Below are 26436 nucleotides of genomic sequence, written 5' to 3'. Positions count from 1 at the left end.
AACCCACCTACTTGTGATGATTTTGTGCCCACCTGCATGATAGCGTGAATTTTATTGTGCTCGCAGCGTCATACCGATCCGACAGAGACCGATGCGCCTGTTGTCAGCAACGCTATCCCTGACGCTCCTTGCTGCGGCCTGCACGGCTGGTGCCGCGCCGTTGCCGGCCCCGCGCCAGGTCGATATCCCGGCGACCGGTCTGACCCTCCGCGCGCAGCTCTATAAGCCTGATGGTGACGGCCCATTTCCCACGGTAATCGCGCTGCATGGCTGCGGCGGATTGAGCGGGCAATCCGAGCCGGTGCTGCCGCGCTACCGTGACTGGGCGGAGCAGCTCCTGAAGTCCGGCCATGCCGTGCTGTTGCCGGACAGTTACGGTTCGCGCGAGCTCGACCCGCAATGCCGTGTCAAGGAGCGCCGTGTGCTGGCCCGCCGCGAGCGGGTGGCCGATGTCAACGCGTCGCGGCAATGGCTGTTGCAGCAGCCCTGGGTCGCGCGCGACCGCATCAGCCTGCTCGGGTGGGCCAACGGCGCCAGCGCGGTGCTGTGGGCGGTGCGCCCGCAATCATCGTCGCGCGGGACTCAACCGGATTTCCGCTCGGCCATCGCGTTCTATCCGGATTGCCGAATCTCCTCCGGCCTCGGCTGGAGCACGCGGGTGCCGACGCTGCTGTTGATTGGCGCGAAGGACGACGTCAGTTCGCCATCGGCCTGCCGCCAGATGGTCGATGGCGCCCGCGGCCGCAGCGCGCTGGCGCGGATCGTGGTCTATCCCGGCGCAGCTCACGACTTCGACCGCGCCAACCTTCCGCTGCGGGCGATCGCGGGTGCCGACGCCGCATTGCCCGAACACGGCCATATCGGCACCGACGCGAATGCGCGGTCGGATGCGCAAGCGCGCGTCGCCGAGTGGCTGGCGCGCTAAAACAAACTTCCCTGATCGACTGGCTTTGGCACGCGCTTCGGCGCTGCCGGTTTGGCCTCGCGCGGGCCTGGCTTGGCAGGGCTCGCGGGGGCAGTCGTCGTGGCCGGCCGGTCCGCATCCGCGGTCGCCGCCACGCGGCCATCGGCGAACTCGATGGACAGACGTGCGCTCGGCCCGACCGCGGCGGCGGCATGGACGGCGTGGCCGTGTTCGTCGCGCACCAGGGCAAAGCCGCGGGCGAGCACGCCGCGATAGGACAGCGCCGACAATAATTGCCCGCTATGGGCGACCCGCGCCTCGAGACGCTGCATCGCGGTCTCGAGCGCGCGGCGGGCGCGCTCGGCCAGCCGTTGCGTGCGTTCGCGGTCGCGCGCAATGGCGTTGCGCTGCGCCTGCGCGTTGGACAGTTTTGACGCCTTCAGCCTGACCTCCAGCCCGGCAAAGCGTTCGCGCCGGTTGCGCAGCAACGCGCGGGCGGACAGCCTGATCCGTTCGCCCGATACCGTGAGACGGTGGTTCGCCTGCGCGACCTGTCCGCGCAGCACCTTCAGGGTCAGGCCGGCGCTGAGATGCGAAAAGCGGCGGTGATGGGCGTGCGTATTCGCCTTCAGTCCGCGGGGCAGGGCGGCGCCGAGATGGTCCAGCCGCTGCCTTGGGATCGCGAGCAGTTCGCTCAAACCTGGCAGCGCGCGGGCGGCGGCGCGCAACTCATTGCGGCGGCTCTCCTGGCCGCGCTGCCAGCACACCATCGTGCGCCGCGCCAGGCTTTCCACCTCGGCGAACAATTCGCTGCGCACGGGAACGGCCATTTCGGCCGCCGCCGTCGGCGTCGGCGCGCGCTTGTCGGCGGCGAAATCGATCAGCGTGATATCGGTCTCATGGCCAACGGCCGAAATCAGCGGGATCGTGCTCTCGGCGGCAGCGCGAACCACGATCTCCTCGTTGAACGACCATAAATCCTCCAGCGAGCCGCCGCCGCGCGCAACGATAAGGAGATCGGGGCGCGGGATTCGTCCGGTCTCGGGTAGCGCGTTGAAGCCACGGATGGCCGCCGCAACCTGCTCGGCGGAGCCGTCGCCCTGCACCTTCACCGGCCACACCAGCACGCGGCGGGGAAACCGGTCCTCCAGGCGGTGCAGGATGTCTCTGATCACCGCGCCGGTCGGCGAGGTGACGACGCCGATCACTTCCGGCAGCCACGGCAGCAATTGCTTGCGCGCCTCGTCGAACAGGCCCTCGGCCGCGAGCTTCCGCTTGCGCTCCTCCATCAGCGCCATCAGCGCGCCGATCCCGGCGGGCTCCAGCGCCTCGATGACGATCTGGTATTTCGACGAGCCCGGATAGGTCGTGAGCTTGCCGGTGGCGATGACCTCGAGCCCCTCCTGCGGCTTGAAGCGCATCCGGGCATGGGCGAACTTCCAGATGACCGCTTCGATCTTGGCGCTCTCGTCCTTCAGCGCGAAATAGCAGTGCCCCGAGGAGTGCGGCCCGCGGAAGCCGGAGATTTCGCCGCGGACGCGGACATGGCCGTAGGCGTCCTCGACCGTCCGCTTCAGCGCGGAGGACAGTTCCGAGACGGTGAATTCGGGCGCGTTGATCAGGTTTTCTGCTGGCATATCAGGGCGTAGAATCGGCCTTTTCCGGCGCTTCCGCAAGGTGCCGAGGCCATGTTGGGGGAGCCAGGGCACATATCCACACGGGAATGGACACGTTGTTGCGGCGGGCTCCTGCCGTGCTAAACCGTCGCGCAATGGCCGGCAACCCCTCCACTTGGCTGCACTCCGAATGAACATTCTCCTGCTCGGTTCCGGCGGCCGCGAACACGCTTTGGCGTGGAAAATCGCCGCTTCCCCGCTGCTGACCAAACTGTGGTGCGCGCCGGGCAATGCCGGTATCGCGCGCGAAGCTGAATGCGTCGCGCTCGACGTTGCGAATCATCGCGCGGTGATCGAGTTCTGCAAAAGCAACGCCGTGGATCTCGTCGTGGTGGGCCCGGAAACGCCGCTTGCCGCCGGGATCGTCGACGATCTCGCGAAAGGGGGCATCGAGGCGTTCGGTCCGAGCAAGCAGGCGGCGCAACTCGAGGGCTCAAAGGGATTTACGAAGGACCTGTGCCGCGAATTCGATATTCCGACTGGCGCCTATGGCCGCTTCACTACCGCCGATGATGCTCTGGCTTATGTGCGCGCGCAAGGCGCGCCGATTGTGGTCAAGGCCGATGGCCTCGCCGCCGGCAAAGGCGTTGTCGTCGCCAAAACGCTTGATGAAGCCGAGGCGGCCGTCGCCATGATGTTCGATGGCGCGTTCGGCGCGGCCGGCACCGAAGTCGTGATCGAAGAATTCCTCGCCGGCCGCGAGATCAGCTTCTTCGCACTATGCGACGGCGACACCGCGATCCCGCTCGCCTCGGCGCAGGACCACAAGCGCGTGTTCGACCATGACGAGGGACCGAACACCGGCGGCATGGGCGCCTATTCGCCGACACCGTTCGTGACGCCAGAAATTCACGACCAGATCATGGCGCGCATCATCCTGCCGACGGTCGCCGGCATGAAGAAGCGCGGCACGCCGTTTCGCGGCGTGCTCTACGCTGGCGTGATGCTGACGGAGCAGGGGCCAAAACTGTTCGAATACAATGTTCGCTTCGGCGATCCCGAATGCCAGGTGCTGATGCTGCGAATGATGTCCGACATCGTTCCGGCATTTCTGGCGTCTTGTGATGGCGAACTGAAGCATTTCGACCTGCGCTGGTATCCCGAGCCCGCGTTGACAGTGGTGATGGCGGCGAAGGGCTATCCGGGCGACTACAAGAAAGGCACGCACATCGACGGGCTCGATGACGCCGCCAAGATCGAGGGTGTCGAAATCTTCCACGCCGGTACGGTGGCGAAGAACGGTGACATTGTCGCCAATGGCGGACGCGTGCTGAATGTCTGCGCGATGGGAAAGACCGTCACTGAGGCCAGAGAGCGTGCCTATCAGGCCGTCGACCGCATCAAATGGCCGGATGGCTTCTGCCGCCGCGACATCGCCTGGCAGGCGGTGGAGGCGGAGCGGGGCAGGGGCTGACGCAAAGTCGGCAAACGGAATCGGTGCCCTGCGACAGCCGAATGTAAGTTGACGCGGCTTCGCTGCACACTGCCAGCGGAGCGGACGCGATTGTCAAAGCATGTTGCCGACGGCCTTTGTCATCTCGTCTGCGGAATAGGCCCGCAGCGACTCGGTGCGAACGTTGCCTAGCGCGCCGAGGCTCAGCGTGAGCGACATGAAGGATAACTCATCTGGCGCATCGACGATGGTCACAATGTCATATCGTCCCTGAGTCCAGAGGATTTCCCTCACAGTCACTCCGAACGTCTTCGCCATTGCTTTGAAGGCCTCCGCGCGCTTCGGCGAGTCCTTGGCGTTGCGGATCCCCTGATCCGTGAAATTCGCCAACACGACGTAAGCTACCATGGCCGTCCTCCCCGGTTAGAACCCTGATGACGCCGAGCTTGACACAGCACCTGCAGCGCTGCCACCGGCGGAATCGGAAAGGTCAGCGGGCGTGACTTATCCGGCCGTTTCGGTGGAGGATTTATGAAGACCGCAAAGGCCGCGCGAAGCTGAGCTCGTGCCCATCGGGATCGATGAGATGAAAGTAGCGTTCCCCCCATTCGGCATCGCGGGGTTCGGTCGCAGGCCGGCACCCCGCCGCCAGCGCTCGGTCGTAAAATGCATTGACGTCGGTGACGTAGAAAATGACGCGCCCCCACCAGGACCAGCGCCGTTGATCAGGCTGGGCAATCAGGTTGAGATAGCCGGTCCCAGCCCGAAAGCTCGTAAACGACGACACTTCGCCGCCGTACAGCATGTCAAACCCAAGTGAGCGGTAGAACTGGACGGCGCGTTGCATATCGTGGGTGGCGAGTGTGATTGCGCTGATGCTCTCGATCATGATGGCACTTCCGGGAAGAGATTGGCCTGAAAGATGAGGTGGGTGTCTCGTCAGCGACATTCCACAGCTGCCGTGGATAACGGCCGTGATATACTCGGATATGGCAGATGGTCAGGTCGTACTGGTGACAACTCACCCATTGGAAGGCGGTCCGCCGATCCGGTCGGTCTACTTTGTGGCCGAACAGGATCCGGAGAAGGCCGTCGCAATTGTTGCGGCTGTCATGGCTCCAAACGAGAAGGTTGAAGCGTGGGGCCGGCTTCCGGAGGCAGCCGTCAAAGCGCTCGGCCTGAAACATGGCGACTTCACGCACGGCTAACCGGCATCAAATCGTAAGAAGAGAAAAACCAACAGGTCAGGCAAATCAGCGCCCGATCAGAGGCTCCCGTTGCCTGACGCAATTCCGATAGAAGGTGGGCACGGCGCAAGAGCGCCTGTGCCGACCATACGCAATGACGTTCAGAGCAAATCCCCACCCGCGGCGCTTGCCGTCGTGCCGTGCTCGCGGAACGCCTTGATGACGTTCTTGCCGATCTTCCATTTGTGCACCTCGTCCGGACCGTCGACCAGCCGCTGCGAGCGCACTTGGGTGTACCACTTCGCCAGCGGCGTATCCTGGCTGAAGCCGAGCGCGCCGTGGAGCTGGATCGCGGTGTCGATCACCTTGTGCACCATGTGCGCGTGGAAGATCTTTGCGATCGAGTTCTCCTGCTGGATGTCTAATCCCTTCTCCGCCTTGTAGGCGATGTGCAGCAGCATCAGGCGGCCGATATAGAGCTCGCTGGCGCAATCGGCGAGCATGAATTGCACCGCCTGCCGGTCGGCCAATAGCTTGCCGAAGGTCGAGCGCTTGGTGACATGGGCGGCTGCCATGTCGAGCGCGCGCTGCGCCTTGGCGACGTTGTGCATGCCGTGGCGCAGGCGGCCGTAGGCGAGGCGGTGCTGGCCCATGGCAAAACCATTGCCTTCGCCGCCGAGCAGATTGTCGGCCGGCACCTTCAAATCCATGATCTCGATTTCGGAGTGGCCACCGTGGAGCACATCGTCATGCGGCCCCTCGATCGCCATGTTGGCGACGTTGCGCTTGATCTTGTAGCCAGGGTTCGGCAACTCCACGATGAAGGTGGAATACTGCTTGTGCCGTGGCGCGTTCGGATCGGTCTTGGCCATCACCAGCGCCATGTCGGCGACGCTGGCGGAGGAGGAAAACCATTTTTCGCCGTTGAGGATATAATTTTCGTTGTCATCCTTTACGGCGGTGGTCTGCATGCCGGTGGCGTCGGCGCCGGCAGCCTTCTCCGTCATCGAGAAGCAGATCCGTTTGTCGCCGTTGAGCAGCGGTTTAAGGAACTTCTCCTTCTGGTATTCCGTGCCGTGGGCGAGGATCGTCATCATCGAGGCGTCGTCGGGCCCCTGCGTGTTCATCGAGAGCGCACCCAGCATGCTCTCGCCGAGCTCCATCTGCACCAGCGCGTTGGCGAGCGGGCCGAGGCCCATGCCGCCATACTCCTTCGGCACCCACGGGCACCACAGGCCGCGCGCGCGGGCTTTTGCCCGCAAGGGTCCGAGCACCTCGGCGAGCGGCTTGGTATCCAGTTCCTTCTCCGCGGGGATGCATTCCTCCTGCACCCATTTGCGGACTTTTTCGCGGATCCCCTTGGCTTCGGCCGGGATTTCGAAATCGATCGACATCGCTGGTTTCCTCGCGTCTTGTTGTTGTTGGTCAGGCTTGAGGGATGGCATAAACCTGCGATCTGCCAGCGGCAACGACAAACAAAGTTTGAAGCAAGACTGTCATACCCCGCGCAGGCGGGGTATCCAGTACGCTGCGGCGCCTGTTGTTGACCGCGACGCTGGTGTTTACTGGATCATCCGCTGGAGCCTGTCATCGGGCGCGCATTCGCGCGACCGTTGGCGGATGATGACAGACAGCGGATGACGGGAGAGTGCGAAGATGCCCGATCTTGCCGATCTGTTTCCGAGATACGCGGCCCAATGGATCAACACCTCGTCGGGCCGCATCTTCGCCCGTGTTGGCGGTAACGGCCCGCCGTTGCTGCTGCTGCACGGGTTTTCGTCGACGCATGTGATGTGGCACCAGGTCGCGCCGCAACTGGCGGACCAGTTCACGCTGATCATCGCTGACCTGCCGGGCTATGGCTGGTCGGACATGCCCCGCAGCGATGGGAACCACACGCCCTATACCAAACGCGCGATGGCGAAGGTGATGGTGGAAGCCATGGAGCAACTCGGCCACGTGCATTTTGCACTCGCGGGTCACGACCGCGGCGGCCGCGTGTCATACCGGCTGGCGCTCGATCATCCCGGCCGCCTGTCGAAGCTCGCGGTGCTCGATATCGCGCCGACCTATGACTATTGGGAGAAGTTGAACCGGCTTTCGGCGCTGAAGATCTACCACTGGGCGTTTCTGGCGCAGCCCTATCCGCTGCCGGAGACGCTGGTCTCAAGCAATGGCGAATTTTTTCTCAGGTACAAGATGGCGAGCCAGACCAAATCGAAGACGCTTGACGCCATCGATCCGCGCGCGCTGGAACATTATCTCGCGCCATTCCGCGATCCCGCCCGCGTGCATGCGATGTGCGAAGACTATCGCGCCGGTGCCTATGCCGATTACGAAATCGACAAGGCCGATTTCGACGCCGGCAAGAAGATCACGATTCCAATGCTTGCGCTGTGGGGCGATGCTGGGGTCGCGCCTGCTGCGACGACGCCGCTCGATGCGTGGAAGAAATGGGCGACGAATGTGGAGGGGGCGCCGGTGGATAGCGGACATTTTCTCACGGAGGAGAATCCGGAAGCGACGGCGAAATTGCTCAGGGAGTTTTTTCTGGCGGCGTGAGGCGGAGATCACGCCGCACATGAAGCTCGTCATACCCGCGAAGGCGGGTATCCAGTACGCCGCGGCCTCGCGGTCAATCACTACCGTCGCTGGAATACTGGATCATCCGCTTTCGCGGATGATGACGACGGTGGTGAATAGCGGGATCGTACTTAGCGCCGCTCTCTGAAAAAATCCCGCAGCAGCGCCGCGGCCTTGCTCTCTCCCACCGCCGAGTAAACCTCCGGCACATGATGGCAGGTCGGCTGCGCAAAGAACCGCACCCCGGAATCCACCGCGCCGCCCTTCGGATCGGCGGCGCCGTAATAGAGCCGCCGGATCCGCGCAAACGAGATCGCGCCGGCGCACATCGTGCAGGGCTCCAGCGTGACGTAGAGGTCGCAATCGACCAGCCGCTCGGTGCCGATGACCTCGGCCGCCTGCCGGATCGCCAATATTTCGGCGTGCGCGGTCGGATCGCGATCGGTCAGCGTCCGGTTGCCGGCGGTAGCGATCACCTCGTAATCCCGCACGATCACGCAGCCGATCGGAACTTCGCCGGCTTTTCCGGCGTTTTCGGCCGTTTTCAGCGCCAAATCCATGAAAGAAGGGGCAGTCATGCCTCGTATCATTGGAATAAACCTGCTATGAGGGCCGCCTTCAGCAAACGTGGATGCCGGTTTTGCGTGAGAATGCGCCTTGAGCGAAGTGCGCGCGCGTTATCGCTATGACAGCCCATCCTGATCCGCCTGATGGCCATTTTATTCAGACCCAAGAGAACATTCATGCCCCGCGATAATGACAAAAACAACGATTCCCGCGGCCGGCGTGACCGGCCCGGCGGCGGCCGCGCCGGCGGCGGCAAGGGCCGCTCGGGGGCGGCGAGGGGGCCTGAGAAGAAGTTTGCCAAACGCGGCTTTGGCGCCAGGGATGGCGACGAGCGCGGCGGTGAGCGGCGTCCCTATGCCGGGAAGTCCGAGGGGGCAAAGTCGTTCGGCAAGAAGCCTTACGCCGGCAAGCGCGACGATGACCGGCCGCCGCGCCGGGATTTTGGCGATGCATCCCGGCCACGCTTCAACCGTGAGGATCGCCCGCAAGGAGATCGTCCGGAGCGTGGACCGCGCAAGAATTTCCGTCCGCGAGATGACCGCGAAGGCGAGAAGCGTTCGTTCAAGTCTCGCGCTGATCGGCCGAACTTTGGTCGCGATGACCGACCACCACGCCGTGCACGTGACGATGCGCGTCCGGCCGGGCGTTTCACCGAGAAGAAGTTTGGAGACAAGCGCCCCTATGCGCCGCGCGAAGGTGGTGGCGAGAAGCGGCCCTACGCGCCGCGCGGGGAGGGCTTCCGCAGGGATGGCGACCGCCCCCAGGGAGATCGTCCCTATCGTGCGCGGCCTGCGCATGATGGCGACCGGTCCGAGAGGAAATTTGGCGGCGATAAGAAATTCTCTCGTGGTGCGGGGGATCGCCAGCGCCATCCGGGCGCCGGTCCTCGCAAGGATTTTGGCGATCGTCCCCAACGAGGGGAGGACAAACCGTGGCAGAAGCGCGAGGACCGTGGCGGACGCGATTCCCGTCCTTCACGTGAAGGCGGGCGTAGCTTCGACAAACCCCGTTTCGACCGGCCGCGCGATGATCGCGGCGGTGACGAGCGTCCGCGGTTTTCGCGTTCGCGCGAGGATCGCCCGAAATTCGACCGTCCCCGCCAAAGACCGGAAGGCCGCACTGACTGGCAGGAACATCCACGCAGCGAGTCGCGCGACGACCGTCCCCGTCGCGACAATGAAGACGACAGCAGGATCTTCGCAAAACGCCCGGCATTCGGCGGCCGCGGCGCTTATCGCGAGCGCCCAACCGATTTCGACAAGCGCGCGCCGCGCGCGGAGTCGAAGCCGAAGAAGGCCGGCGAGCGCATCGCCAAGGTGGTGGCGCGCGCCGGATTGGCCTCGCGCCGCGATGCCGAGGAATGGATCACGCAGGGCCGCGTCACCGTCAACGGCCGCGTCATCAATTCGCCGGCGCTCGACGTCACCGCCAATGACGTGATCGCCGTCGACGGCAAGGTATTGCCGCCGCGCGAGCGCACGCGGCTATTCATGTATCACAAGCCGCGCGGGCTGATGACGACGCATGCCGATCCAGAGGGGCGGCCGACCGTGTTCGACAATTTGCCGGAAGGCCTGCCGCGGCTGATCTCGGTCGGCCGGCTCGATTTCAACACCGAGGGGCTATTGCTGCTGACCAACGACGGCGGACTGGCGCGTGCGCTCGAGCTGCCCGACACCGGCTGGCTCAGGCGTTATCGCGTCCGCGCCCACGGCGAGGTCACGCAGGCGCAGCTCGATGAACTGAAAAAGGGCGTCGAAGTCGACGGCGTTAAATACGGTCCGATCGATGCAACGCTGGAGCGCGACCAGGGCGCCAACGTCTGGTTGGTGTTCGCGATCCGCGAAGGCAAGAACCGCGAGGTCCGCAACGTCATGGCGCATCTCGGCCTCGAGGTGAACCGCTTGATCCGCGTCTCCTACGGGCCTTTCCAACTCGGCGAACTGGCCGAGGGCCAAGTCGAGGAGGTCAAGACCCGTGTGCTGCGCGAGCAGCTCGGCGAGAAGATCGCTGCACTCGCGGGCGCCGATTTCAACCGGCCGATGCCGGGCGAGAAGTCCGATGAGGAAGACGATGTGCCGCGCGGCAAGAAGCCGTTTAAGCCCGCGGGCAAGAGCGCACTGATCGCCGACCGCAAAGGTCGGCGCGTGCTGGTGCAGCGCACCGGCAGCGAGGAAGCCCGCGCGCGCAACGAGGACGAGGCCAGCGGCTACGGCCCGCCGCGCCGCCCGCGACGCGGCTATCACGGCAAGCGCGACCTGAAGCCGCGGGACGAGTAGTTGGGCGATGCGTGTCGTCGGTGGACGATTGAAGGGCCGTAATCTGGCCTCGCCATCATCGCAGGCGATCCGGCCGACGGCGGATCGCTTGCGCGAGTCGGTGTTCAACATCCTGATCCACGCTTACGAGAACCCGATCGAAGGCGCGCGCGTGCTCGACCTGTTCGCCGGCACCGGCGCACTCGGCATCGAGGCGGTATCGCGCGGAGCTAACTTCACGCTGTTTGTTGACAACGGCGCCGAAGCGCGCGCGTTGTTGCGCAACAATGTCGAGGCGCTGGGGCTCGGCGGCGTGACAAAAGTCTATCGCCGCGACGCCACCAATCTCGGCCCGGCGCATCCGGTCGAGCCGTTCTCGCTGGTGTTCCTCGATCCACCCTATGGCAAGGGTCTCGCGGAGAAGGCACTGGCCTCGCTCCGCGATGGCGGCTGGCTGACGTCGGGGGCGCTAGTGGTGGTGGAGGAGTCGAAGGCTGCGGCGTTTGCGGCGCCTGAAGGATTCGAGGAATTAGAGCGGCGCGCCTATGATGACACGGAGTTCGTGTTTTTGCGGGGCAGGTGACCGCGCTGCTTCGGTAACCACAACCGTCATCGCCCGGCTTGACCGGGCGATCCAGTACGCCGCGGCCGATCCGCTCAAACTCTAAGGCCTCTGGAATACTGGATCACCCGCCTTCGCGGGTGATGACGAGTGAGTGTGTGGACCCGACTACCTCCGCCCGAAAAGCTTCTCGATATCGCTCAGCTTCAATTCCACGTAGGTCGGCCGGCCGTGGTTGCACTGGCCGGAATTCGGCGTGTCTTCCATCTCGCGCAAGAGCGCATTCATTTCTTCCGGCTTGAGGCGTCTCCCGGCGCGGACCGAGCCGTGGCAGGCCATGGTGGCGGCGACATGCATCAGGCGGCGCTCCAGCGGCAGTGCCTCGTCCCATTCAGCCATGTGCTCGGCGAGATCGCGCAACAGCGCCGCGGCGTTGGTCTTGCCGAGCAGCGACGGCGTCTCGCGCACCGCCACCGCGCCGGGACCGAAGGATTCGATCGCAAGGCCGAACGAGGCGAGTTCCTCGGCGCGCGCCAGCAGCTTCTCGACGGTGGCCTCATCGAGTTCGACGATCTCGGGGATCAGCAATATCTGCCGCTGCACCCCGTTCTTCGCCAGTGACGCCTTCAGCTTTTCGTAGACGATGCGCTCATGCGCGGCGTGCTGATCCACGACGATGAGGCCGTCGCGGGTCTGTGAGACGATATAGGTCTCGTGGATTTGCGTCCGCGCCGCGCCGAGCGGCCGGTCGAGCAGGTCGGCAGAGGGCTGCGCCTCGAAGCGCATGTCGGCGGTTGGCGCGCCGACGTCGAACGCGGCTTGCCCGGCTTCGGCGAGCGCCGTTGCCGCCGCGCCTTCGAACGAAGGCCTGACCGGATAGGCCGGCGAGCTCCGCCAGTCCCAGTTGGTCGCGCGCGGCGCAAAGGAGGGGCGGAACGCCGACAGCGCCGCACCATCAGTATTGGCAGCGGTGCGCCGACCCTCGCGGGCGAGGCCGTCTTTGAGCGCATGCACGATCAGCGCGCGAACGAGCCCGGCGTTGCGAAACCGCACCTCGGTCTTGGCCGGATGCACGTTGGCGTCGACCTCCTGCGGCGCCAGCGTCACGAACAGCGCGACGACCGGATGCCGGTCGCGCGGCAAATAGTCGGAATAGGCCGCGCGCACTGCGCCGAGGATGAGCTTGTCGCGGACCGGGCGGCCGTTGACGAACAGATATTGCCCGAGCGCATTGGCGCGGGTCAGCGAGGGAGCGGCGGCAAAGCCCTCGACCATGACGCCTTCGCGCTCGGAGCGCACTTCGATGGCGCAAGAGCGGAAATCATGACCCAAGATGTCGCCGAGCCGCGTCAGCCGGTCCGCAGCACCTGGCAGCGCTGCGGCCCAGGTCACCGGCGCGCGTTCCTCGCCGGCCAAGGTGAAAGCGATGTCGGGCCGCGCCATCGCAAGGCGCCGCACCACTTCGCGGATCGCCTCGGCCTCGGTGCGGTCGGTCTTGAGGAATTTCAGCCGGGCGGGTGTTGCATAAAAGAGATCGCTGACCTCGACGCGGGTGCCTTGCGACAGCGCGGCCGGCATGATCTGCGATTTCAGACCGCCTTCGACTGACAACGACCAGGCATGCGGCTCACTCGTATGGCGCGTGGTGATACCGAGCTTCGCCACGGCGCCGATCGAGGGCAGGGCCTCGCCTCGAAAGCCCAGCGTGCGAATGCGTAATAGATCCTCATCGTCGAGCTTGGAGGTGGCGTGACGGTCGACGGCAAGCGCGAGATCGCCATGGGTCATCCCGCTGCCGTCATCGGTGATGCCGATCCGCCGCCTGCCGCCGCCATCGGTGAAAATGTCGACGCGGCTGGCGCCGGCATCGATGGCGTTTTCGACGAGCTCCTTGACCACGCTCGCGGGACGTTCGACCACTTCGCCGGCAGCGATGCGATTGACGACCTGTTCGGGGAGCTGGCGGACGGGCATGAGGTCTCGGATCGATTCGAAGCTGGTGAGTGATTTTAGGTGGCTACCGGATCAAATGCATGTGTCAAAATATTTTTACGGAACTTTTCTGGAGCTGCGGAAGCGTCGCATATGCGGTCGGTCCGTGGCCAAAGATTCGCAAAATGACCCCGAAATCCCTGCACGATCACCACATCGCGCGGCTTGCATGGCGGGCGCGCCGTTCGTTGATAACGACTGATCCGGCGATGAGCATGTTCGGGTTGTGAACGGCGCCTGAAGAAGCCGAACTGTTCGTCGTCAACTAACCTTGGAGAAATGGATGAAGCTAGTGAAAACCTCGGCGATCGCGATTGCAATCTCGGCTCTGCTTGCCGGTCCGGTACTGGCGCAAGGCGCCTCATCCGACACCCAAATCCGCGGCGGTGCAAAGGGCACGACCCAGATGCAAGGCGGACCGTCAGGCAGCATGGACGAGGACGCCGACACGCCGGCAGCCGGCCAGAGGGCCGGTGCGAAGTCCGGCAAGGGCACCGTCGGAGCCGGCAGCGGCACGCCCCACGCAGCGCCCAAGGCCACGGGCGGAGCGGCCACCCCGCCGCCGAGCAGCCGATAAGCGTCAGGAGGACACCCGTCTCCTCCGCCGGGTTGCTCTCCAAACAGAACTCCGGCCGCGATAGGCGGCCGGAGTTTTTTGTACTTTTGCCTGAGGTTCGCGAACCGAAAACCCGGCTGGACGGCTCTACGGGGGAGAACGCGGTGACGTTCTCTCGCTGAAAGGGAGCTGTTATGTTTTATCGCAAGAATTTGCCGGGCTGGGAGCGGGCGATGCGGATGGTCGGGGGCGTTGCGATGATTGCCTACGGGCTATTCGGCATGCCTGGCACGACGGCCGGTTACCTGATCGCAGGGGTCGGCGCGGTCGCGATTGCGACCGGGTTTTTCGGCTTTTGTCCGATGTGCGCCATGGTCGGCCGCAGGCTGCCGTCGCCATGAATGCGTTGGCTGGAACAAACCGCTGCGATCCTTCGCTGGTCGAAGCCGCGCGTGGCGGGGACACTGCGGCGTTGGTCTCGCTGATCGCGGCGGCCCAGCCTGATATCCGCCGTTATGCCGCGCGCAATTGCCGCGCGGCCGACATCGACGATGCCGTTCAGGAAACGCTGTTGCTGCTGTACCGGCGGGTCGGCACGTTGCGCGCGGTGACGTCGTTTTCGGCGTGGCTCTTTGCGGTCGCGCGCCGCGCCTGCCTTCGTCTACTGCGCAGGGCGACGGGGACAACGGCGACGCCGGCCGACGATGCGGGGATACGCCTGGCGCATCTTGCGCCGGAAGACATTCGCATCGACCTTTCGCGCGCCATCCAATCGCTGCCCGACCACTATCGCGAGGTGATCCTGCTGCGCGATATCGAGGAGTTGTCGATCGACGAGATCGCGGGTGTTCTTCGGCTGACACGCGAAAGCGTCAAGGCGCGCATCCACCGCGCGCGATTGATGATCCGGGAATATCTGATCCGCGATTGAGACGTCGTGATCAGCGGTTCAATCGTCAAAGCGCGCCGTGCGTTTCGCCTTGACATCGCTGCGCCGCTTCTTGCCTTCCAGCCGCCGCTGCCTCGATCCGAAGGTCGGCTTGGTTGGCCGCCGGGGTGTCGGGCGGATCAGGGCCTCGCGCAACAATTCGAGCAGGCGCTCGATCGCGTCGGCCCGGTTACGCTCCTGGGTGCGGAAGCGCTGGGCGTGGATCACGATCACGCCCTCCTTGGTCATGCGCTGGCCGGCAAGCCGCACCAGCCGTACGGCCGCATCCTCTGGCAGTGCGATCTTGCGTGTGTCGAAACGGAGCTGCGCTGCGGTCGCGAGCTTGTTGACATTCTGCCCGCCCGGGCCGGAGGCGCGGACGAAGCTGATCTCGATGTCGTTTTCGTCGATCGCGAGATCGCGGGAAACCCGCAGCATGGCGTTCACCGGGGGGCAAGTGAGAATCGGCAGCACCATAGCGGTTTTGAATAGAAGCTGCTCTCGCCGCGCGCTCGGTCGTTCCCTCCCCCCTTGCGGGGGAAGGGTTAGGGAGAGGGGTAAGCCACAAGCACCGAATTCGCGGCCACCCCTCTCCCCAGCCCTCCCCCGCAAGGGGGAGGGAGCGCAGGGTGCCGTGGGGCACCACTTCCTCAATTCAGTTGGCGACCTAATTCGCCTTCGGCGGCGCCACCACCGGCTGCGCGGCAGCCTGCGGGGCGCGGCCGACGATCACGGTGAGCAGGCCCTGGCCCCACAGCTTCTGCGCCGCCTTTTTGGCGTCGTCCAGCATGACGGCGTCGACGAGGGCATTGCGCTTTTCGATGTAATCGATCGGCAGTTTGTCGATCTGGTATTGCAGCAGCGCCTGCGCCAGCTTCGAAGAGGTGTCGAGCGCCAGCATCTGCGAGCCTTTGAGGTACGACTTGGCCTCGTCCAGTTCCTTCTGGGTCGGGCCTTCCTCGGCAATGCGGCGGATTTCCTTTTCAATCGCGTCCACCGTCTCGCCGGCGCGGTCGGCACGGGTGCCGGTATTACCGATGAACAGCGCGGAGCGATCCATCCAGAGCAGGGATTCATAGACGGAATAGGCGAGGCCGCGCTTTTCACGCACCTCCTTGTAGAGCCGCGACGACGATCCGCCGCCGAGAATGTGGTTCACGACATAGGCGGCCATGAAATTCGGATCGTGGCGGCGAATGCCGGGGCCGCCGAACGTCACCACGGTCTGCGGCACGTCGAGCGGCACGAAGGCGCGCTGCGGCGGCTTGGTAGCCTCGACCTCGGCGATCGGCGCGAGGCTGGCCTTGGCCGGCAGTCCGCCGAACGTCTTGTCCAGGAGCTTGCCGAGCGTGTCGGCATCGATATCGCCGACCACGGCGATCCGCAAGTTATCCTTCGCAATCACGCGGCGGACGTAATCCTTCATGTCGGCGACATCGATTTTCGGCACGCTGTCCAGCGTGCCGTTGGCCTGTCGGCCATAGGGATGATCGCCAAAGGCCAGTTCCAGAAATTTGCGGCTCGCCAGCGAAGTCGGGTTGGTGGTGTCGCGGCGCAGCCCGGAGAGCACCTGCGCGCGAATGCGCTCGACATCGACGGCGTCGAAATGCGGCGAGGTCAGCGCCAGATGGAGCAGGCCGAAAGCCTCGTCCTTGTTGTCCTTGAGCATGCGGAGCGAGCCGCGGAAATAATCCCGGGTCGACGAGAAGCTCAGCTCGATGGCGCGGCGCTCGAGGCGCTCGTGGAAAGTTTTGGAATCGAGATCGCCGGAGCCTTCATCGAGCAGGCTGGCGACCATGTTGCCGACGCCGGACTTGGCAGCCGGATCCTGGGCGGCGCCGCCGGCGAAGGCGTATTCCATCGCTATCAGCGGCACGGTGGCGTCCTGCACGAACCAGGCCTCGATGCCGCCAGGCGAGACCAGACGCTGGATCTTGGCTGCGGCATGCGACGGGCTCGCCGCCAGCAACAGCAGTACGGCGCCGGCGATCAGGGTGGATGCGAGGCGCTGCGCGGGAATCGAAAAACGGATCACGAGCGCTTCTCCTCGCGTTTTTGCGCGGTATCCTTGATCAGATAGCCGGTCACCGAGCGTTTCTTGTCGAGCCATTTCTGCGCGGCGTCACGGACCTGCTCGGCGGTGACGGCGCGAATCCGGTCCGGCCAGCTCCTGATATCGTCGATGGAAAGCCCCGTGGTCAGCGCGCCGCCATACCAGCGCGCCAGCGTGGCCTGGTTGTCCTGGGCGTAGATCGCTTCCGCAATCAACTGGGTCTTGACCCGCTCGAGATCCTCGGCGCGGGCCGGGTTTTGGATGACCTCCGCGATCACGCCGTCGATCACCTGCTCGATCTGCGAAAACTCCACGCCGGGTTTTGGCGAAACCGAGATCGAGAACTGCGAGGGATCCAGCGCGGTCCCCTGGTAACCGGCGCCGGCACTGATCGCGAGCTGACGGTCGATTACCAGTGCGCGATAGAGATAGGAGTTGGAGCCGCCGCCCATCAGTTGCGCGAGCACGTCGAGCGCCGGGCTTTCGCCGGCCGCAGCGGTCGCGGAAGAGGGGACCAGATAATAACGCCGCAGGCTGGTCTGCTCGACGCGCGGATCGGACAGCGTCACCGTGCGCGGCGCCGCCGGCACCGGCTCCTGTGGGCGGATTCGTTGCGCGGCAATGGCCGGCTGCGCCGGGATACCGCCATAGGCTTTTTCCACCATCGGGCGGACTTCCTTGGCATCGACATCGCCCGCGATCACCAGGATCGCGTTGTTCGGCGCGTAGAAGCGCTTGTAGAACGCCAACGCATCCTCGCGGTCGAGCTTCTCGATTTCCTGGCGCCAGCCAATTACCGGCCGGCCATAGGGATGGTTGAGATACAGCGCCGCCATGATCTGTTCGGTGAGCCGGGCGTCCGGATTGTTGGCGACGCGCATGTTGAATTCCTCGAGCACGACATCGCGCTCGGGAAGTACGTTCTCATCCTTAAGGATGAGGCCGGTCATGCGGTCGGCCTCGAACTCCATCATTTTCGCCAACTGCTCGCGCGGCACGCGCTGGAAATAGCCGGTGTAGTCGAGCGAAGTGAAGGCGTTCTCGTTGCCGCCGATCCGCAGCACTGTCTGGGAGAATTCACCGGCGGGATGTTTGGCCGTCCCCTTGAACATCAGATGTTCGAGGAAGTGCGCCAGCCCCGATTTGCCCGGCGTCTCGTCGGCGGAGCCGACCTTGTACCAGATCATCTGCGTGACGACGGGCGTGCGGTGATCCGGGATCACGACGACTTGCAGGCCGTTGTCGAGGGTGAAGCTGGCCGGTCGTTCCGACGTGACCGTGGTCTGGGCGAATGCGCTGCCGGCGGAGAAAGCGAACGTCGAGATGAGGGCTATAGCGAGAGAAACGGCAAGACGGTGTGAGGACATCATGACCTATCTGGCGCGCTCATTCCGCAAAACTGCTTACCGGTCCTGCGACAGGAATTCGCGCAAATGTTAGAAGTAATCCGACAAATCCGTTCGGGATCAAGATGCGGTATCGTACACCGCGCTCGCGCCGACAATCGTCACGAAGGCGAGAGATGAACTTAACTATTCGCCATACTTGCCGGCGGCTGGATTGTATTCCTTGTTGAGCGATTCCTTCGGTCCGGTGCCATAGGCATAGTTGGACGACGGCGTCTGGTAGCCGGGCGGAGGCTGGGTCAGCGAATCCCGCGTCGGCTCGCCCTTGAACGGGGCCGTCTCGGTCTTGCTGCCGCCGAACAGGCCACTGAAGCCGCCGCTATAGCCGAGCTGCGACGGGCTCAGGATCGGATTTGTGTTGGACGTACCCGGCTGCACCGGATCGTTATCCTTGCGCGCGGGCGCCGCGGTCTTGCCCGCCGCAAGTTCGGCCGGCGTCAGGATGCGAGCCGCTTCACGCGGGTCCTTGTTCTCTTTCTTTCGTGCGGCAATCGCCGCCTTGCGGCGCTGCTCGTCGGGATCCCTGGGCCAGTTCGGCGCCTTCGCATCGGCCGCGGTCGCGGCCGGCGGCGGCAAATCGAGTTTGGGTGGAACCACCAGCGGGGAGCGCTCGCGGTATTCGATGCCGCGATTTTCCATGTTGGTGCCGCCGAGGCCACGCATGATGCCTTCGATGATCTTTTCCTCGAAGGTCTTGTCGTCTTCGTCCTCGTCGTCAGCCGCGCGCACGGGGCCAGTGGCCATCACGAGGCCTATGCCAAGCGCGATGGCGGCGAACCGCAGCGCCCGGGTCAGCGAGCTGGTCTGCATCATCCAAAAGCGGGCTTCGGTCTCGCGCATCGCGCTGTTCCCATTCACATTTCTGCAACACGCGGGGGCCGGGCTTGAGGGGCCTAACGGCTCCAGACCGCAGAGGGTTCGTATCGGCCGGGATCAGGGCGCTTTTGCGGCGGGTACCCCGAAGAAGGAGTCATACAATAGGCCCGCTACCCCGGCAACAATGGCCACATCCGCAAGATTAAACACGTACCAATTGAAGGTTTTTCCCCCGATCTCGATGTGGAACAGGGCGAAATCGACCACCGCGCCGTGCACGAATCGGTCAATGCCGTTGCCGATCGCACCGCCGATGATCAGGCCGAGCGCCAGCGTCGCCAGAAGCGTGCTGGAGCGCGCCATCCAGATCCCCAGCACGATCACCGCAATCGCCTTGATCGCCATCAGCGCGAGCTGGGCGAACTGGTTATCGCTCTGGAACCAGCCAAAGCTGATCCCGAGATTCCAGGCCAGCACGAGGTCGAAGAACGGCGTGACCCTGACCGCGCCGCGATGGGCGAGGTCGAAGACGTAGAGCAGCCAAAGCTTCGAGGCCTGGTCGATCACCAGCGTCGCGACCGCGGCAATGGCGCCGGCGCGAAGGTGAGGGGTCACGAAGCGCTCCTTGCCGGACACTTATCTCGCCTTCTTCTTTTTCTTCTTTTTCGAAGCGGTCGCAGACGACGTTCTTCCGGCCTTCTTGGCAGCCTTTTTCTTGTCCGCCTTCTTTACCGCTTTCTTCTTAGCTCCCTTTTTAGCTCTCTTTGTTACCGAAGCAGCTTTTTTGGATTTGGCAGCCTTCTTGGCCTTGGCTCTCTTGGCGATGGCTTTCTTAGCCTTCTTAGCCTTAGCGTTGGTCTTTTTGGCTTTGGGCTTCTCGGCTTCGGCTTCCATGGCCTTCTCGGCTTCGACAGCCTTCTTGGTCACTGCGACCTTCTTGGCCTTGACCGGTCTTTCGGCTCCCTCAGCCTCCGTGTTTTCCAAAGTCTTCTTGGCCCTGACTTTGTTGTCTGGCGTGGCAGCCGGCACATCTCCCGAACTGGCTTGCTCGGGCGTTTCCTTTGATTGCTGCTCTTGCTCCACGTGTTGCTTCTCGACCAACGCAAGAGGCTTGGCAGCCTGTTCAACTGCATCGGCCGGCTTATGGCCTTCGGCAAGCGCCTTCCATTCCCGCAAGGCCTGCGCGTCGCGCGGGGAGACGTCGGGATACTCGGCGTCTTCGCCGACCGTGGGCAGGATCTTCCATGACCGCGCGCATTTGGTGCCCACGGCCCTTTCGACCACGACAGCGACGCCGGGCACGTCGGCGAGCGTGAACGCGCTGGCCGGCGCCTCGTCGTTGGTCACCATCGCGTTCGAGGTGATGCAGACCTCGGCGAGATCGATGTCGAGCAGCGTGTTGAAGATGTTCTTGTCCGACACATAGACCAGCGGCGAGGCTTCCAGTGACGAGCCGATATTCTTGGCCGCGCGTTCAACCTCGAGCGCGCCGGTGACGACACGCCGGACGTCGCGAATGGTTTCCCACTTCGCGGCGAGCGCGTCGTCGCGGAACTGGTCAAAACCTTCCGGGAACAGCGTCAGGTGCACCGAGGCTTCGGCGTCCGGCTTGTACATCCGCCACGCTTCTTCGGTCGTGAAGCTGAGCACCGGCGCCAGCCAGCGCAGGATCGCATCGCAGATGATGTCGATCGCGGTCAGCGCCGCCTTGCGCGCCACCGACGACGGCGGGTCGCAATAAAGCGTGTCCTTGCGGATATCGAAATAGAACGCCGACAATTCGCTGTTCATGAACGCCGCGAGCGTCGCGACCACCGTCTTGTAGTCGAACTCGGCATAGGCCTGGCGCACAATTGTCGCCCGTTTCGCCAGTTCGTGCAGCATCAAGCGTTCCAGCTCGGGCATGTCGCCATGGGCGACCGCGTCGGCCGGGTTGAAATGATGCAGCGTGCCGAGCATCCAGCGGATCGAGTTGCGCAGCTTGCGATAGGTCTCGATGGTGTTCTTCAGGATCTCCGGACCGATGCGCTGGTCGTCAGCATAATCGGTGGCGCAGACCCACAGCCGCAGGATATCCGCGCCGGAATCCTTCATCACCTTTTGCGGCTCGACGGTGTTGCCGAGCGATTTCGACATCTTGCGGCCGTTCTCATCCAGCGTGAAGCCGTGGGTGAGCACGACGTCGTAGGGCGCGCGGCCGCGGGTGCCCGAGCTTTCCAGCAGCGAGGAATGAAACCAGCCGCGATGCTGGTCACTGCCTTCGAGATACATCACGGTATCCTCGCCGCCATCGACCTTGCGGACGATGTTGCCGAGGCTTGGGAAATTCTGGCGGTCCTCCAGCACGAAGGCATGCGTCGAGCCGGAATCGAACCAGACGTCCAGGATGTCGTCGATCTTTTTCCAGTCTTCGCCGGCGCGTTCGCCCAGGAAACGTTCACGTGCGCCGTCCATGTACCAGGCGTCGGCGCCTTCCTCCATGAAGGCTTCGACGATGCGCTGGTTGACGATTTCGTCCTGTAGGATTTCGGCCGAGCCGTCGCCCTTCTCGCGCACGAAAACGGCGATCGGCACGCCCCAGGCGCGCTGGCGTGAGATCACCCAGTCGGGGCGGCTCTTTATCATGCCGTAGATGCGATTCTGTCCCGACGGCGGCACCCATTGCGTCTCGTCGATCGCAAGCAAGGCACGTCCGCGCAGCGTGTTGCCGCCATAGCGCTGCAAGGCCGCCAATCTGCCAATGTCGATGCCTTCTTCCGGCATCTCTTTGTCCATGGCGATAAACCATTGCGGCGTGTTGCGGAATATTACCGGCTTTTTGGAGCGCCACGAATGTGGGTACTGGTGCTTCAGTCGACCCCGCGCGAGCAGCCTGTCGGCCTCGATCAAAGCCTTGATGACAGCTTCGTTGGCGTCGCCCTTTTCGCCCTTGTCGTTGATCACGCGTTTGCCGGTGAAGCCAGGCGCCTGCACGGTAAATGCGCCGTTCTCATCAACGGTGTAAGGAATGGCGGTACTGATGCCGCGCGCGTTGAGTTCGCGCGCGTTCGCCATCCAGACATCAAAGTCCTCGCGGCCATGACCGGGAGCGGTATGGACAAAGCCAGTACCAGTATCGTCGGTTACGTGTTCGCCTGCCAACATTGGTACGTCAAATCCGTAACCTCCCGCTAAGTGTTCCAGCGGATGACGGTAAACGTAAGCAGCTAGGGTTTCTGCAGAAACGTCGGCAACCCTTGAAAATGCTGTCACTCGAGCTTGGTTAAAGACGTCGGAAGCTAGCTTGTCGGCCAGAATCAATAAGTCATTAGTCTTGGCCCAATTGTCGGCAGGTGCGTCCGTGATGCGATAGAGGCCGTAGGCGATCTTGGGAGAAAAGCTGATCGCCCGGTTACCCGGAAGTGTCCACGGTGTCGTTGTCCAAATAACAACTGAAGTGTTAGGCGGCAGGAGCGGATGAAACGTTGGCTGCTTACCAGGATCGGCATCCTCCATTGGTACGTGGCTGACCGGAAACTTCACCCACACCATGTCAGAGGTGTAGTCCTCGTACTCGACCTCGGCTTCGGCCAGCGCGGTCTTCTCGACCACGCTCCACATCACGGGCTTGGAGCCCCGATAGAGCGTGCCGTTGGCGGCGAATTTCATCAATTCGCGCGCGATCTGGGCTTCGGCCGGATAGCTCATGGTGGCGTAGGGGTGGTCCCAATCGCCGATGATGCCGAGTCGCTTGAACTCCTCACGCTGTACGTTGAGCCAATGCGTCGCATAGGCGCGGCACTCCTTGCGGAACGCCACCATCGCGGTGGAGTCGCGGAAGTCCGGCTTCGGCTTGCCCTTGGAGCGGTAGTTCTCTTCCTCGATCTTCCATTCGATCGGCAGGCCGTGACAATCCCAGCCCGGCACGTAGTTGGAATCGAAGCCGAGCATCTGCTGGCTCTTGGTGACGACGTCCTTGAGGATCTTGTTCAGCGCGTGGCCGATATGGATGTTGCCGTTGGCGTAGGGCGGCCCGTCGTGCAGCACGAATTTAGCGCGGCCCGCCGCGCTCTCGCGCAGCTTTCCGTAGAGGTCGATCTCGTTCCAGTATTTGAGGATCTCCGGCTCGCGCTGCGGCAGGCCGGCGCGCATCGGGAATTCCGTCTGCGGCAGGAACAGGGTTTTCGAATAGTCTGGTACGTCGGACTTTTGCGGCTGTTGGGACATGAATGCTCTGGTTGGCTCGAAGACGGCGCTGAAAAGCGGATATCGCGGGGTGAACAGGGAAATCCCGGTCTTGCGCCGAGCCAAAGCTCAGGCGGAAGCCGGGCCGCTAATGCTGATGGTGCGCCGCGCAAACATGGGCTTTCCATAGCAGCCAACCGCGGAAATCGCAAAGGGCGGCGGCATGCAGGACAGGTTTACCCCGGACGCGGCCGGGCAGGGTTGCCGGCCACGATCTGGCCCGCTGCGACATCACGCGTCACCACGCTGCCGGCGCCGATCACCGCGCCGTCTCCGATCGTGACACCGGGCAGGATGATGGCGCCGCCGCCGATCCAGACGTCGCTGCCGATCCGCACCGGGCGGCCGAATTCGAGGCCGGTTCGCCGCGTCTCGGGGTCGCGCGGGTGATCGGCGGCGTAGATTTGTGTCGCGGGTCCGATCTGGGTGCGGTCACCGATCGTGACTTCGACCACGTCGAGGATGACGCAGTTGAAGTTGAGAAACACTTCGTCGCCGAGCCGGATATTATAGCCATAGTCGCAAAAGAATGGTGGACGGATCACCGCACCAGTCCCGACGCGGCCGAAATGGGCCGATAACAGTGCATGCCGCTCGGACACTGGCGCAGCCAGCGCCGCATTGTAGCGCGCGAGCCAGGTCTTGTTGGCGGCGGCATCCGCCTGCAGTTCCGGATCGCCGGGGCGATAGAGCTCGCCGGCCAGCATCTTCTGTTTTTCGGTCTTGCTCAACTGATCACTCCGAGCCTCGGAAACGCATCGGGCGCGGCGGCCAGCCGCGCGCGGGCGCGCGCGCTGTCGTCGTCCATCTGCCGGATCAACGCGTCGATCGAGTCGAATTTAAGTTCGTCCCGGATGAAGCCGATGAAGGCGACGTCAAGCACCGTGCCATAGAGGTCGCCCTTGAAGTCGAACAGGAACACTTCCAGCAGCGGTGCGCCGTTGTCGAAAGTCGGGCGGCGGCCGAAGCTTGCGACCGCGTCGAAGCGCTCATGATCCTTTCCTTGCCCGCGGCCGACCCGCACGGCGTAGATGCCATGCTTGAGGTTGCAATTCTTGTCGAGGCGGATGTTGGCGGTAGGGTATCCGAGGTCACGGCCGCGCTTCTCGCCATGGATCACCGCGCCGCTGACGAACCACGGCCCGCCCAGCATGGCGGTGGCTTCATCGATCTGGCCCTCCGCCAGCGCCATGCGGATCGCGCTGGAGGACACTGGCCGCTCGTCGATATCGACATGGGCCTGGACGTCGACCTCTATGCCGAGCCGCGGCCCCTCGCTGACCAAAAGGCTCGGCGAGCCGGCCCGGCCCTTGCCGAAATGAAAGTCGTAGCCGACGGCAATGCCGCTGACGCCGAGCCGCCCGATCAGGTCATGGTGAATGAAATCTTGCGCCGAGGTTCCGGCGCGGGCCTTGTCGAAGGTCATCACGACGGTGCCGTCTAGCCCCGTTCCGGCCAAGAGCCGCAGCTTGTTGGTCTCGTCAGAGAGGCGGAACTGGGGGCTGTTTGGGCTAAAAAAGCTGCGCGGATGCGGCTCGAAAGTGACCGCAAGGGCCGGCTTGCCGTGGGCGCGGGCCATCCGTAAGGCCGCGTCGATCACGGCCCGGTGGCCTAGATGGACGCCGTCGAAATTACCCATGGCGACCACCGCCCCGCGGGGGATGTCGGCGGCAGGGGTGGTGTCTCGGATAACGGTAAAACCAGTTGTCATTTCAGGAATTCGGTCTCGGTGAAGGCGGCCGGACGGTGACGCGGCGCTGCCGTCGAAGTCAAGCCGGGCGGGTCGGGTCAAAACGGATGCAATCCGGTGTCGTCCGGTTAACGGGCTGTTTAACGGCTGATGCTACAGGTGGGGGGAGGACTGCGGGTCGCGCAGGCCTGTCGGTATTTTGTGGCGTAATGCGTTGAGTGGGGGAAAAGATGGCGGTTGATTTGTCCATGCCGGTTCTGGTGGTTGATGACTACAGCACCATGATCCGCATCATCCGAAATCTTTTGAAGCAGCTCGGCTTCGACAACATCGACGATGCCAGCGACGGCTCGGCCGCGCTGAACAAGATGCGCGGCAAGAAGTACGGACTGGTGATCTCGGACTGGAACATGGAGCCGATGACCGGCTACGACCTGCTCAAGGAAGTCCGCGCCGACCCGAACCTCGCCACCACGCCCTTCATCATGATCACAGCGGAATCCAAGACCGAGAACGTGATCGCCGCCAAGAAGGCCGGCGTGAACAACTACATCGTCAAGCCGTTCAACGCGGCTACGCTGAAGACCAAGATCGAGGCGGTCTTCCCGGACATGGCGACGGCGTAAGGTTTCGTGTCCCGGACGCGGTGCAGCGCCTCTGGCGATGCGCCGCAGAGCCGGGATCTAATGCTTCCACACGTGACGGCTCTCACAGAATGGACCCCGGCTCAGCAGCGCACCACTGCGTGCTGCGCTGCGTCCGGGGAACGCACCATCCCTACCAGCGCAGCTCCCGCATCAAGGCGCGGGGCGGGTGACCGAACAGCTCTTTTACCGAGGCCGGGTCGAGCTGGTCGATGCCCTCGAATTCTTCGGAATGGATGCCGCGGGTCACGAACAGGCAGTCGATCCCGAAGCCGAGCGCGCCGGTGAGGTCGGTCCGAACCGAATCTCCTATCGCCAGCACGCGGTCGAGCGAGGTCGGCCGGCCGCGCCGCTCAGCGGCGAGCGCCATGGCGCGCTCGTAGATCGGCCGGTGCGGCTTGCCGTAGAAAACCACTTCGCCGCCGAGTTCGCGATAGAGTTCGGCAATGGCGCCCGCGCAATAGATCAGCCGGTCGCCGCGTTCGACCACGATGTCGGGGTTGGCGCAGACCAGCGGCAGCTTGCGCTCGCGCGCCTGCAGCAGCATCGCGCGATAGTCTTCCGCCGATTCGGTTTCGTCGTCGAACAGACCGGTGCAGATGATGTAGTCGGCCTGCTCCAGCGGTCCCAGCGCGGCATCGAGCCCGCGGTGAATCGAAGAATCACGTTCCGGACCGACCCAGAATATCTTCTTGCCGGGGTGATCGGCGACGAAGTGCCGGGTCAGGTCGCCGGAACTGACGATGGCGTCGTAGGTTTCGTCGGGGACGCCGAGCTTGCGTAATTGCCGCTGCACGGAATCGGCCGGCCGCGGCGCGTTGGTGATCAGGATGACGATGCCACCGCGCTGGCGATAGGTGTGCAGCGCCTCGCAGGCTTCGGGGAAGGACTCGAGCCCGTTATGCACCACGCCCCAGATATCGGAGAGGATGACCTCGACCCCGTCCACGAGGTCGCGTAGCCGCTCGACGAAGCGCAATGAGGTCATGATTTCGGA

At 63.9% G+C, this 26436-nt stretch carries 24 protein-coding genes and 1 pseudogene; 10 read left to right on the top strand and 15 right to left on the bottom strand.

The genetic code is table 11. The features are described from left to right. Positions 1–91 precede the first annotated feature (91 nt). On the top strand, positions 92–925 hold the full coding sequence (locus RX328_RS38055) for a dienelactone hydrolase family protein (RefSeq protein WP_213248044.1): 834 nt from the start codon (positions 92–94) through the stop codon (positions 923–925). Here the strand turns inward: RX328_RS38055 and xseA are convergent. After that, positions 922–2541, bottom strand: coding sequence for an exodeoxyribonuclease VII large subunit (xseA, locus tag RX328_RS38050; RefSeq protein ID WP_213248046.1), 1620 nt, complete (start codon positions 2539–2541; stop codon positions 922–924). The genes RX328_RS38055 and xseA overlap by 4 nt on opposite strands. Positions 2542–2710: 169 nt before the next feature. On the opposite strand from xseA, the gene purD reads away from it, so the two are divergent. After that, complete coding sequence (gene purD, locus RX328_RS38045; RefSeq protein WP_213248048.1) at positions 2711–3994, top strand: phosphoribosylamine--glycine ligase; 1284 nt, start codon at positions 2711–2713, stop codon at positions 3992–3994. Between the two features lie 93 nt (positions 3995–4087). Here purD and RX328_RS38040 read toward each other — a convergent pair whose 3' ends face one another. Next, positions 4088–4381, bottom strand: coding sequence for a GYD domain-containing protein (locus RX328_RS38040; protein WP_213248050.1), 294 nt, complete (start codon positions 4379–4381; stop codon positions 4088–4090). Positions 4382–4502: 121 nt separating this feature from the next. Next, positions 4503–4862 carry a VOC family protein gene (locus RX328_RS38035; RefSeq protein ID WP_213248052.1) on the bottom strand — a complete coding sequence of 120 codons (360 nt, stop codon included), beginning with the start codon at positions 4860–4862 and terminating at the stop codon, positions 4503–4505. Between the two features lie 85 nt (positions 4863–4947). Here RX328_RS38035 and RX328_RS38030 point away from each other — a divergent pair, with 85 nt between their 5' ends. Continuing rightward, the gene (locus RX328_RS38030) at positions 4948–5181 is read left to right on the top strand and encodes a hypothetical protein (protein ID WP_312017955.1); all 234 of its coding nucleotides are present in this window, start codon (positions 4948–4950) and stop codon (positions 5179–5181) included. Positions 5182–5321: 140 nt separating this feature from the next. On the opposite strand, the gene RX328_RS38025 is transcribed toward RX328_RS38030, so the two are convergent. Next, complete coding sequence (locus RX328_RS38025) at positions 5322–6554, bottom strand: acyl-CoA dehydrogenase family protein (protein WP_213248054.1); 1233 nt, start codon at positions 6552–6554, stop codon at positions 5322–5324. Positions 6555–6816: 262 nt separating this feature from the next. On the opposite strand from RX328_RS38025, the gene RX328_RS38020 reads away from it, so the two are divergent. After that, on the top strand, positions 6817–7722 hold the full coding sequence (locus RX328_RS38020) for an alpha/beta fold hydrolase (RefSeq protein WP_213248056.1): 906 nt from the start codon (positions 6817–6819) through the stop codon (positions 7720–7722). Between the two features lie 152 nt (positions 7723–7874). On the opposite strand, the gene RX328_RS38015 is transcribed toward RX328_RS38020, so the two are convergent. After that, positions 7875–8333, bottom strand: a complete 459-nt coding sequence (locus RX328_RS38015) for a nucleoside deaminase (protein WP_213248058.1) — start codon at positions 8331–8333, stop codon at positions 7875–7877. Positions 8334–8486: 153 nt separating this feature from the next. Here RX328_RS38015 and RX328_RS38010 point away from each other — a divergent pair, with 153 nt between their 5' ends. Next, positions 8487–10589 carry a pseudouridine synthase gene (locus RX328_RS38010; protein WP_213248060.1) on the top strand — a complete coding sequence of 701 codons (2103 nt, stop codon included), beginning with the start codon at positions 8487–8489 and terminating at the stop codon, positions 10587–10589. Between the two features lie 7 nt (positions 10590–10596). Further along, on the top strand, positions 10597–11151 hold the full coding sequence (gene rsmD / locus RX328_RS38005) for a 16S rRNA (guanine(966)-N(2))-methyltransferase RsmD (RefSeq protein ID WP_213248062.1): 555 nt from the start codon (positions 10597–10599) through the stop codon (positions 11149–11151). A gap of 147 nt (positions 11152–11298) precedes the next feature. Here the strand turns inward: rsmD and mutL are convergent, their stop codons facing one another. Further along, the gene (mutL, locus tag RX328_RS38000; protein ID WP_213248064.1) at positions 11299–13104 is read right to left on the bottom strand and encodes a DNA mismatch repair endonuclease MutL; all 1806 of its coding nucleotides are present in this window, start codon (positions 13102–13104) and stop codon (positions 11299–11301) included. A gap of 301 nt (positions 13105–13405) precedes the next feature. Between mutL and RX328_RS37995 the strand changes: the two genes are divergently transcribed. The 3 genes from RX328_RS37995 to RX328_RS37985 all read left to right on the top strand — a co-directional run bounded on the left by RX328_RS37995 (position 13406) and on the right by RX328_RS37985 (position 14609). After that, complete coding sequence (locus RX328_RS37995; RefSeq protein WP_213248066.1) at positions 13406–13699, top strand: hypothetical protein; 294 nt, start codon at positions 13406–13408, stop codon at positions 13697–13699. A 173-nt stretch (positions 13700–13872) separates the two neighbouring features. Further along, on the top strand, positions 13873–14079 hold the full coding sequence (locus tag RX328_RS37990; protein ID WP_213248068.1) for a DUF2892 domain-containing protein: 207 nt from the start codon (positions 13873–13875) through the stop codon (positions 14077–14079). After that, positions 14076–14609: an RNA polymerase sigma factor gene (locus tag RX328_RS37985; protein WP_213248070.1), complete on the top strand. Its 534-nt coding sequence runs from the start codon at positions 14076–14078 to the stop codon at positions 14607–14609. The genes RX328_RS37990 and RX328_RS37985 overlap by 4 nt, the downstream gene beginning before the upstream one ends. Positions 14610–14627: 18 nt before the next feature. Here the strand turns inward: RX328_RS37985 and arfB are convergent, their stop codons facing one another. The 8 genes and pseudogenes from arfB to RX328_RS37945 all read right to left on the bottom strand — a co-directional run bounded on the left by arfB (position 14628) and on the right by RX328_RS37945 (position 24816). Next, positions 14628–15044 carry an alternative ribosome rescue aminoacyl-tRNA hydrolase ArfB gene (gene arfB / locus RX328_RS37980; RefSeq protein WP_213248072.1) on the bottom strand — a complete coding sequence of 139 codons (417 nt, stop codon included), beginning with the start codon at positions 15042–15044 and terminating at the stop codon, positions 14628–14630. A 229-nt stretch (positions 15045–15273) separates the two neighbouring features. Then, positions 15274–16716: a M16 family metallopeptidase gene (locus RX328_RS37975; protein ID WP_213248073.1), complete on the bottom strand. Its 1443-nt coding sequence runs from the start codon at positions 16714–16716 to the stop codon at positions 15274–15276. After that, on the bottom strand, positions 16638–18029 hold the full coding sequence (locus tag RX328_RS37970; RefSeq protein ID WP_409410732.1) for a M16 family metallopeptidase: 1392 nt from the start codon (positions 18027–18029) through the stop codon (positions 16638–16640). Before RX328_RS37970 ends, RX328_RS37975 begins: the two co-directional genes overlap by 79 nt. 162 nt (positions 18030–18191) lie before the next feature. Beyond that, entirely contained in the window at positions 18192–18905 is a 714-nt protein-coding gene (locus tag RX328_RS37965; protein WP_213248074.1) for a hypothetical protein, read from the bottom strand. Positions 18906–18998: 93 nt separating this feature from the next. Beyond that, positions 18999–19496 (bottom strand): signal peptidase II, encoded by a 498-nt coding sequence (gene lspA, locus RX328_RS37960; RefSeq protein WP_213248075.1) that lies wholly within the window; start codon positions 19494–19496, stop codon positions 18999–19001. 540 nt (positions 19497–20036) lie between these two features. After that, a pseudogene (ileS, locus tag RX328_RS37955) lies at positions 20037–23087 on the bottom strand (isoleucine--tRNA ligase); the annotation flags it as partial. 194 nt (positions 23088–23281) lie between these two features. Beyond that, positions 23282–23836 carry a sugar O-acetyltransferase gene (locus RX328_RS37950; protein WP_213248076.1) on the bottom strand — a complete coding sequence of 185 codons (555 nt, stop codon included), beginning with the start codon at positions 23834–23836 and terminating at the stop codon, positions 23282–23284. Next, positions 23833–24816 (bottom strand): bifunctional riboflavin kinase/FAD synthetase, encoded by a 984-nt coding sequence (locus RX328_RS37945; protein ID WP_213248077.1) that lies wholly within the window; start codon positions 24814–24816, stop codon positions 23833–23835. Before RX328_RS37945 ends, RX328_RS37950 begins: the two co-directional genes overlap by 4 nt. A 209-nt stretch (positions 24817–25025) precedes the next feature. On the opposite strand from RX328_RS37945, the gene RX328_RS37940 reads away from it, so the two are divergent. Continuing rightward, entirely contained in the window at positions 25026–25421 is a 396-nt protein-coding gene (locus tag RX328_RS37940; protein ID WP_057835874.1) for a response regulator, read from the top strand. A gap of 151 nt (positions 25422–25572) precedes the next feature. Here the strand turns inward: RX328_RS37940 and RX328_RS37935 are convergent, their stop codons facing one another. After that, positions 25573–26427: a TIGR01459 family HAD-type hydrolase gene (locus tag RX328_RS37935; RefSeq protein ID WP_213248078.1), complete on the bottom strand. Its 855-nt coding sequence runs from the start codon at positions 26425–26427 to the stop codon at positions 25573–25575. Positions 26428–26436: the final 9 nt, after the last annotated feature.

The sequence above is a fragment of the Bradyrhizobium sp. sBnM-33 genome (assembly GCF_032917945.1).
Classification (GTDB): Bacteria; Pseudomonadota; Alphaproteobacteria; order Rhizobiales; family Xanthobacteraceae; genus Bradyrhizobium.
The sequence above is the reverse complement of the archived record's forward strand: the minus strand, read 5'-3'. Positions and strand labels throughout refer to the sequence as shown.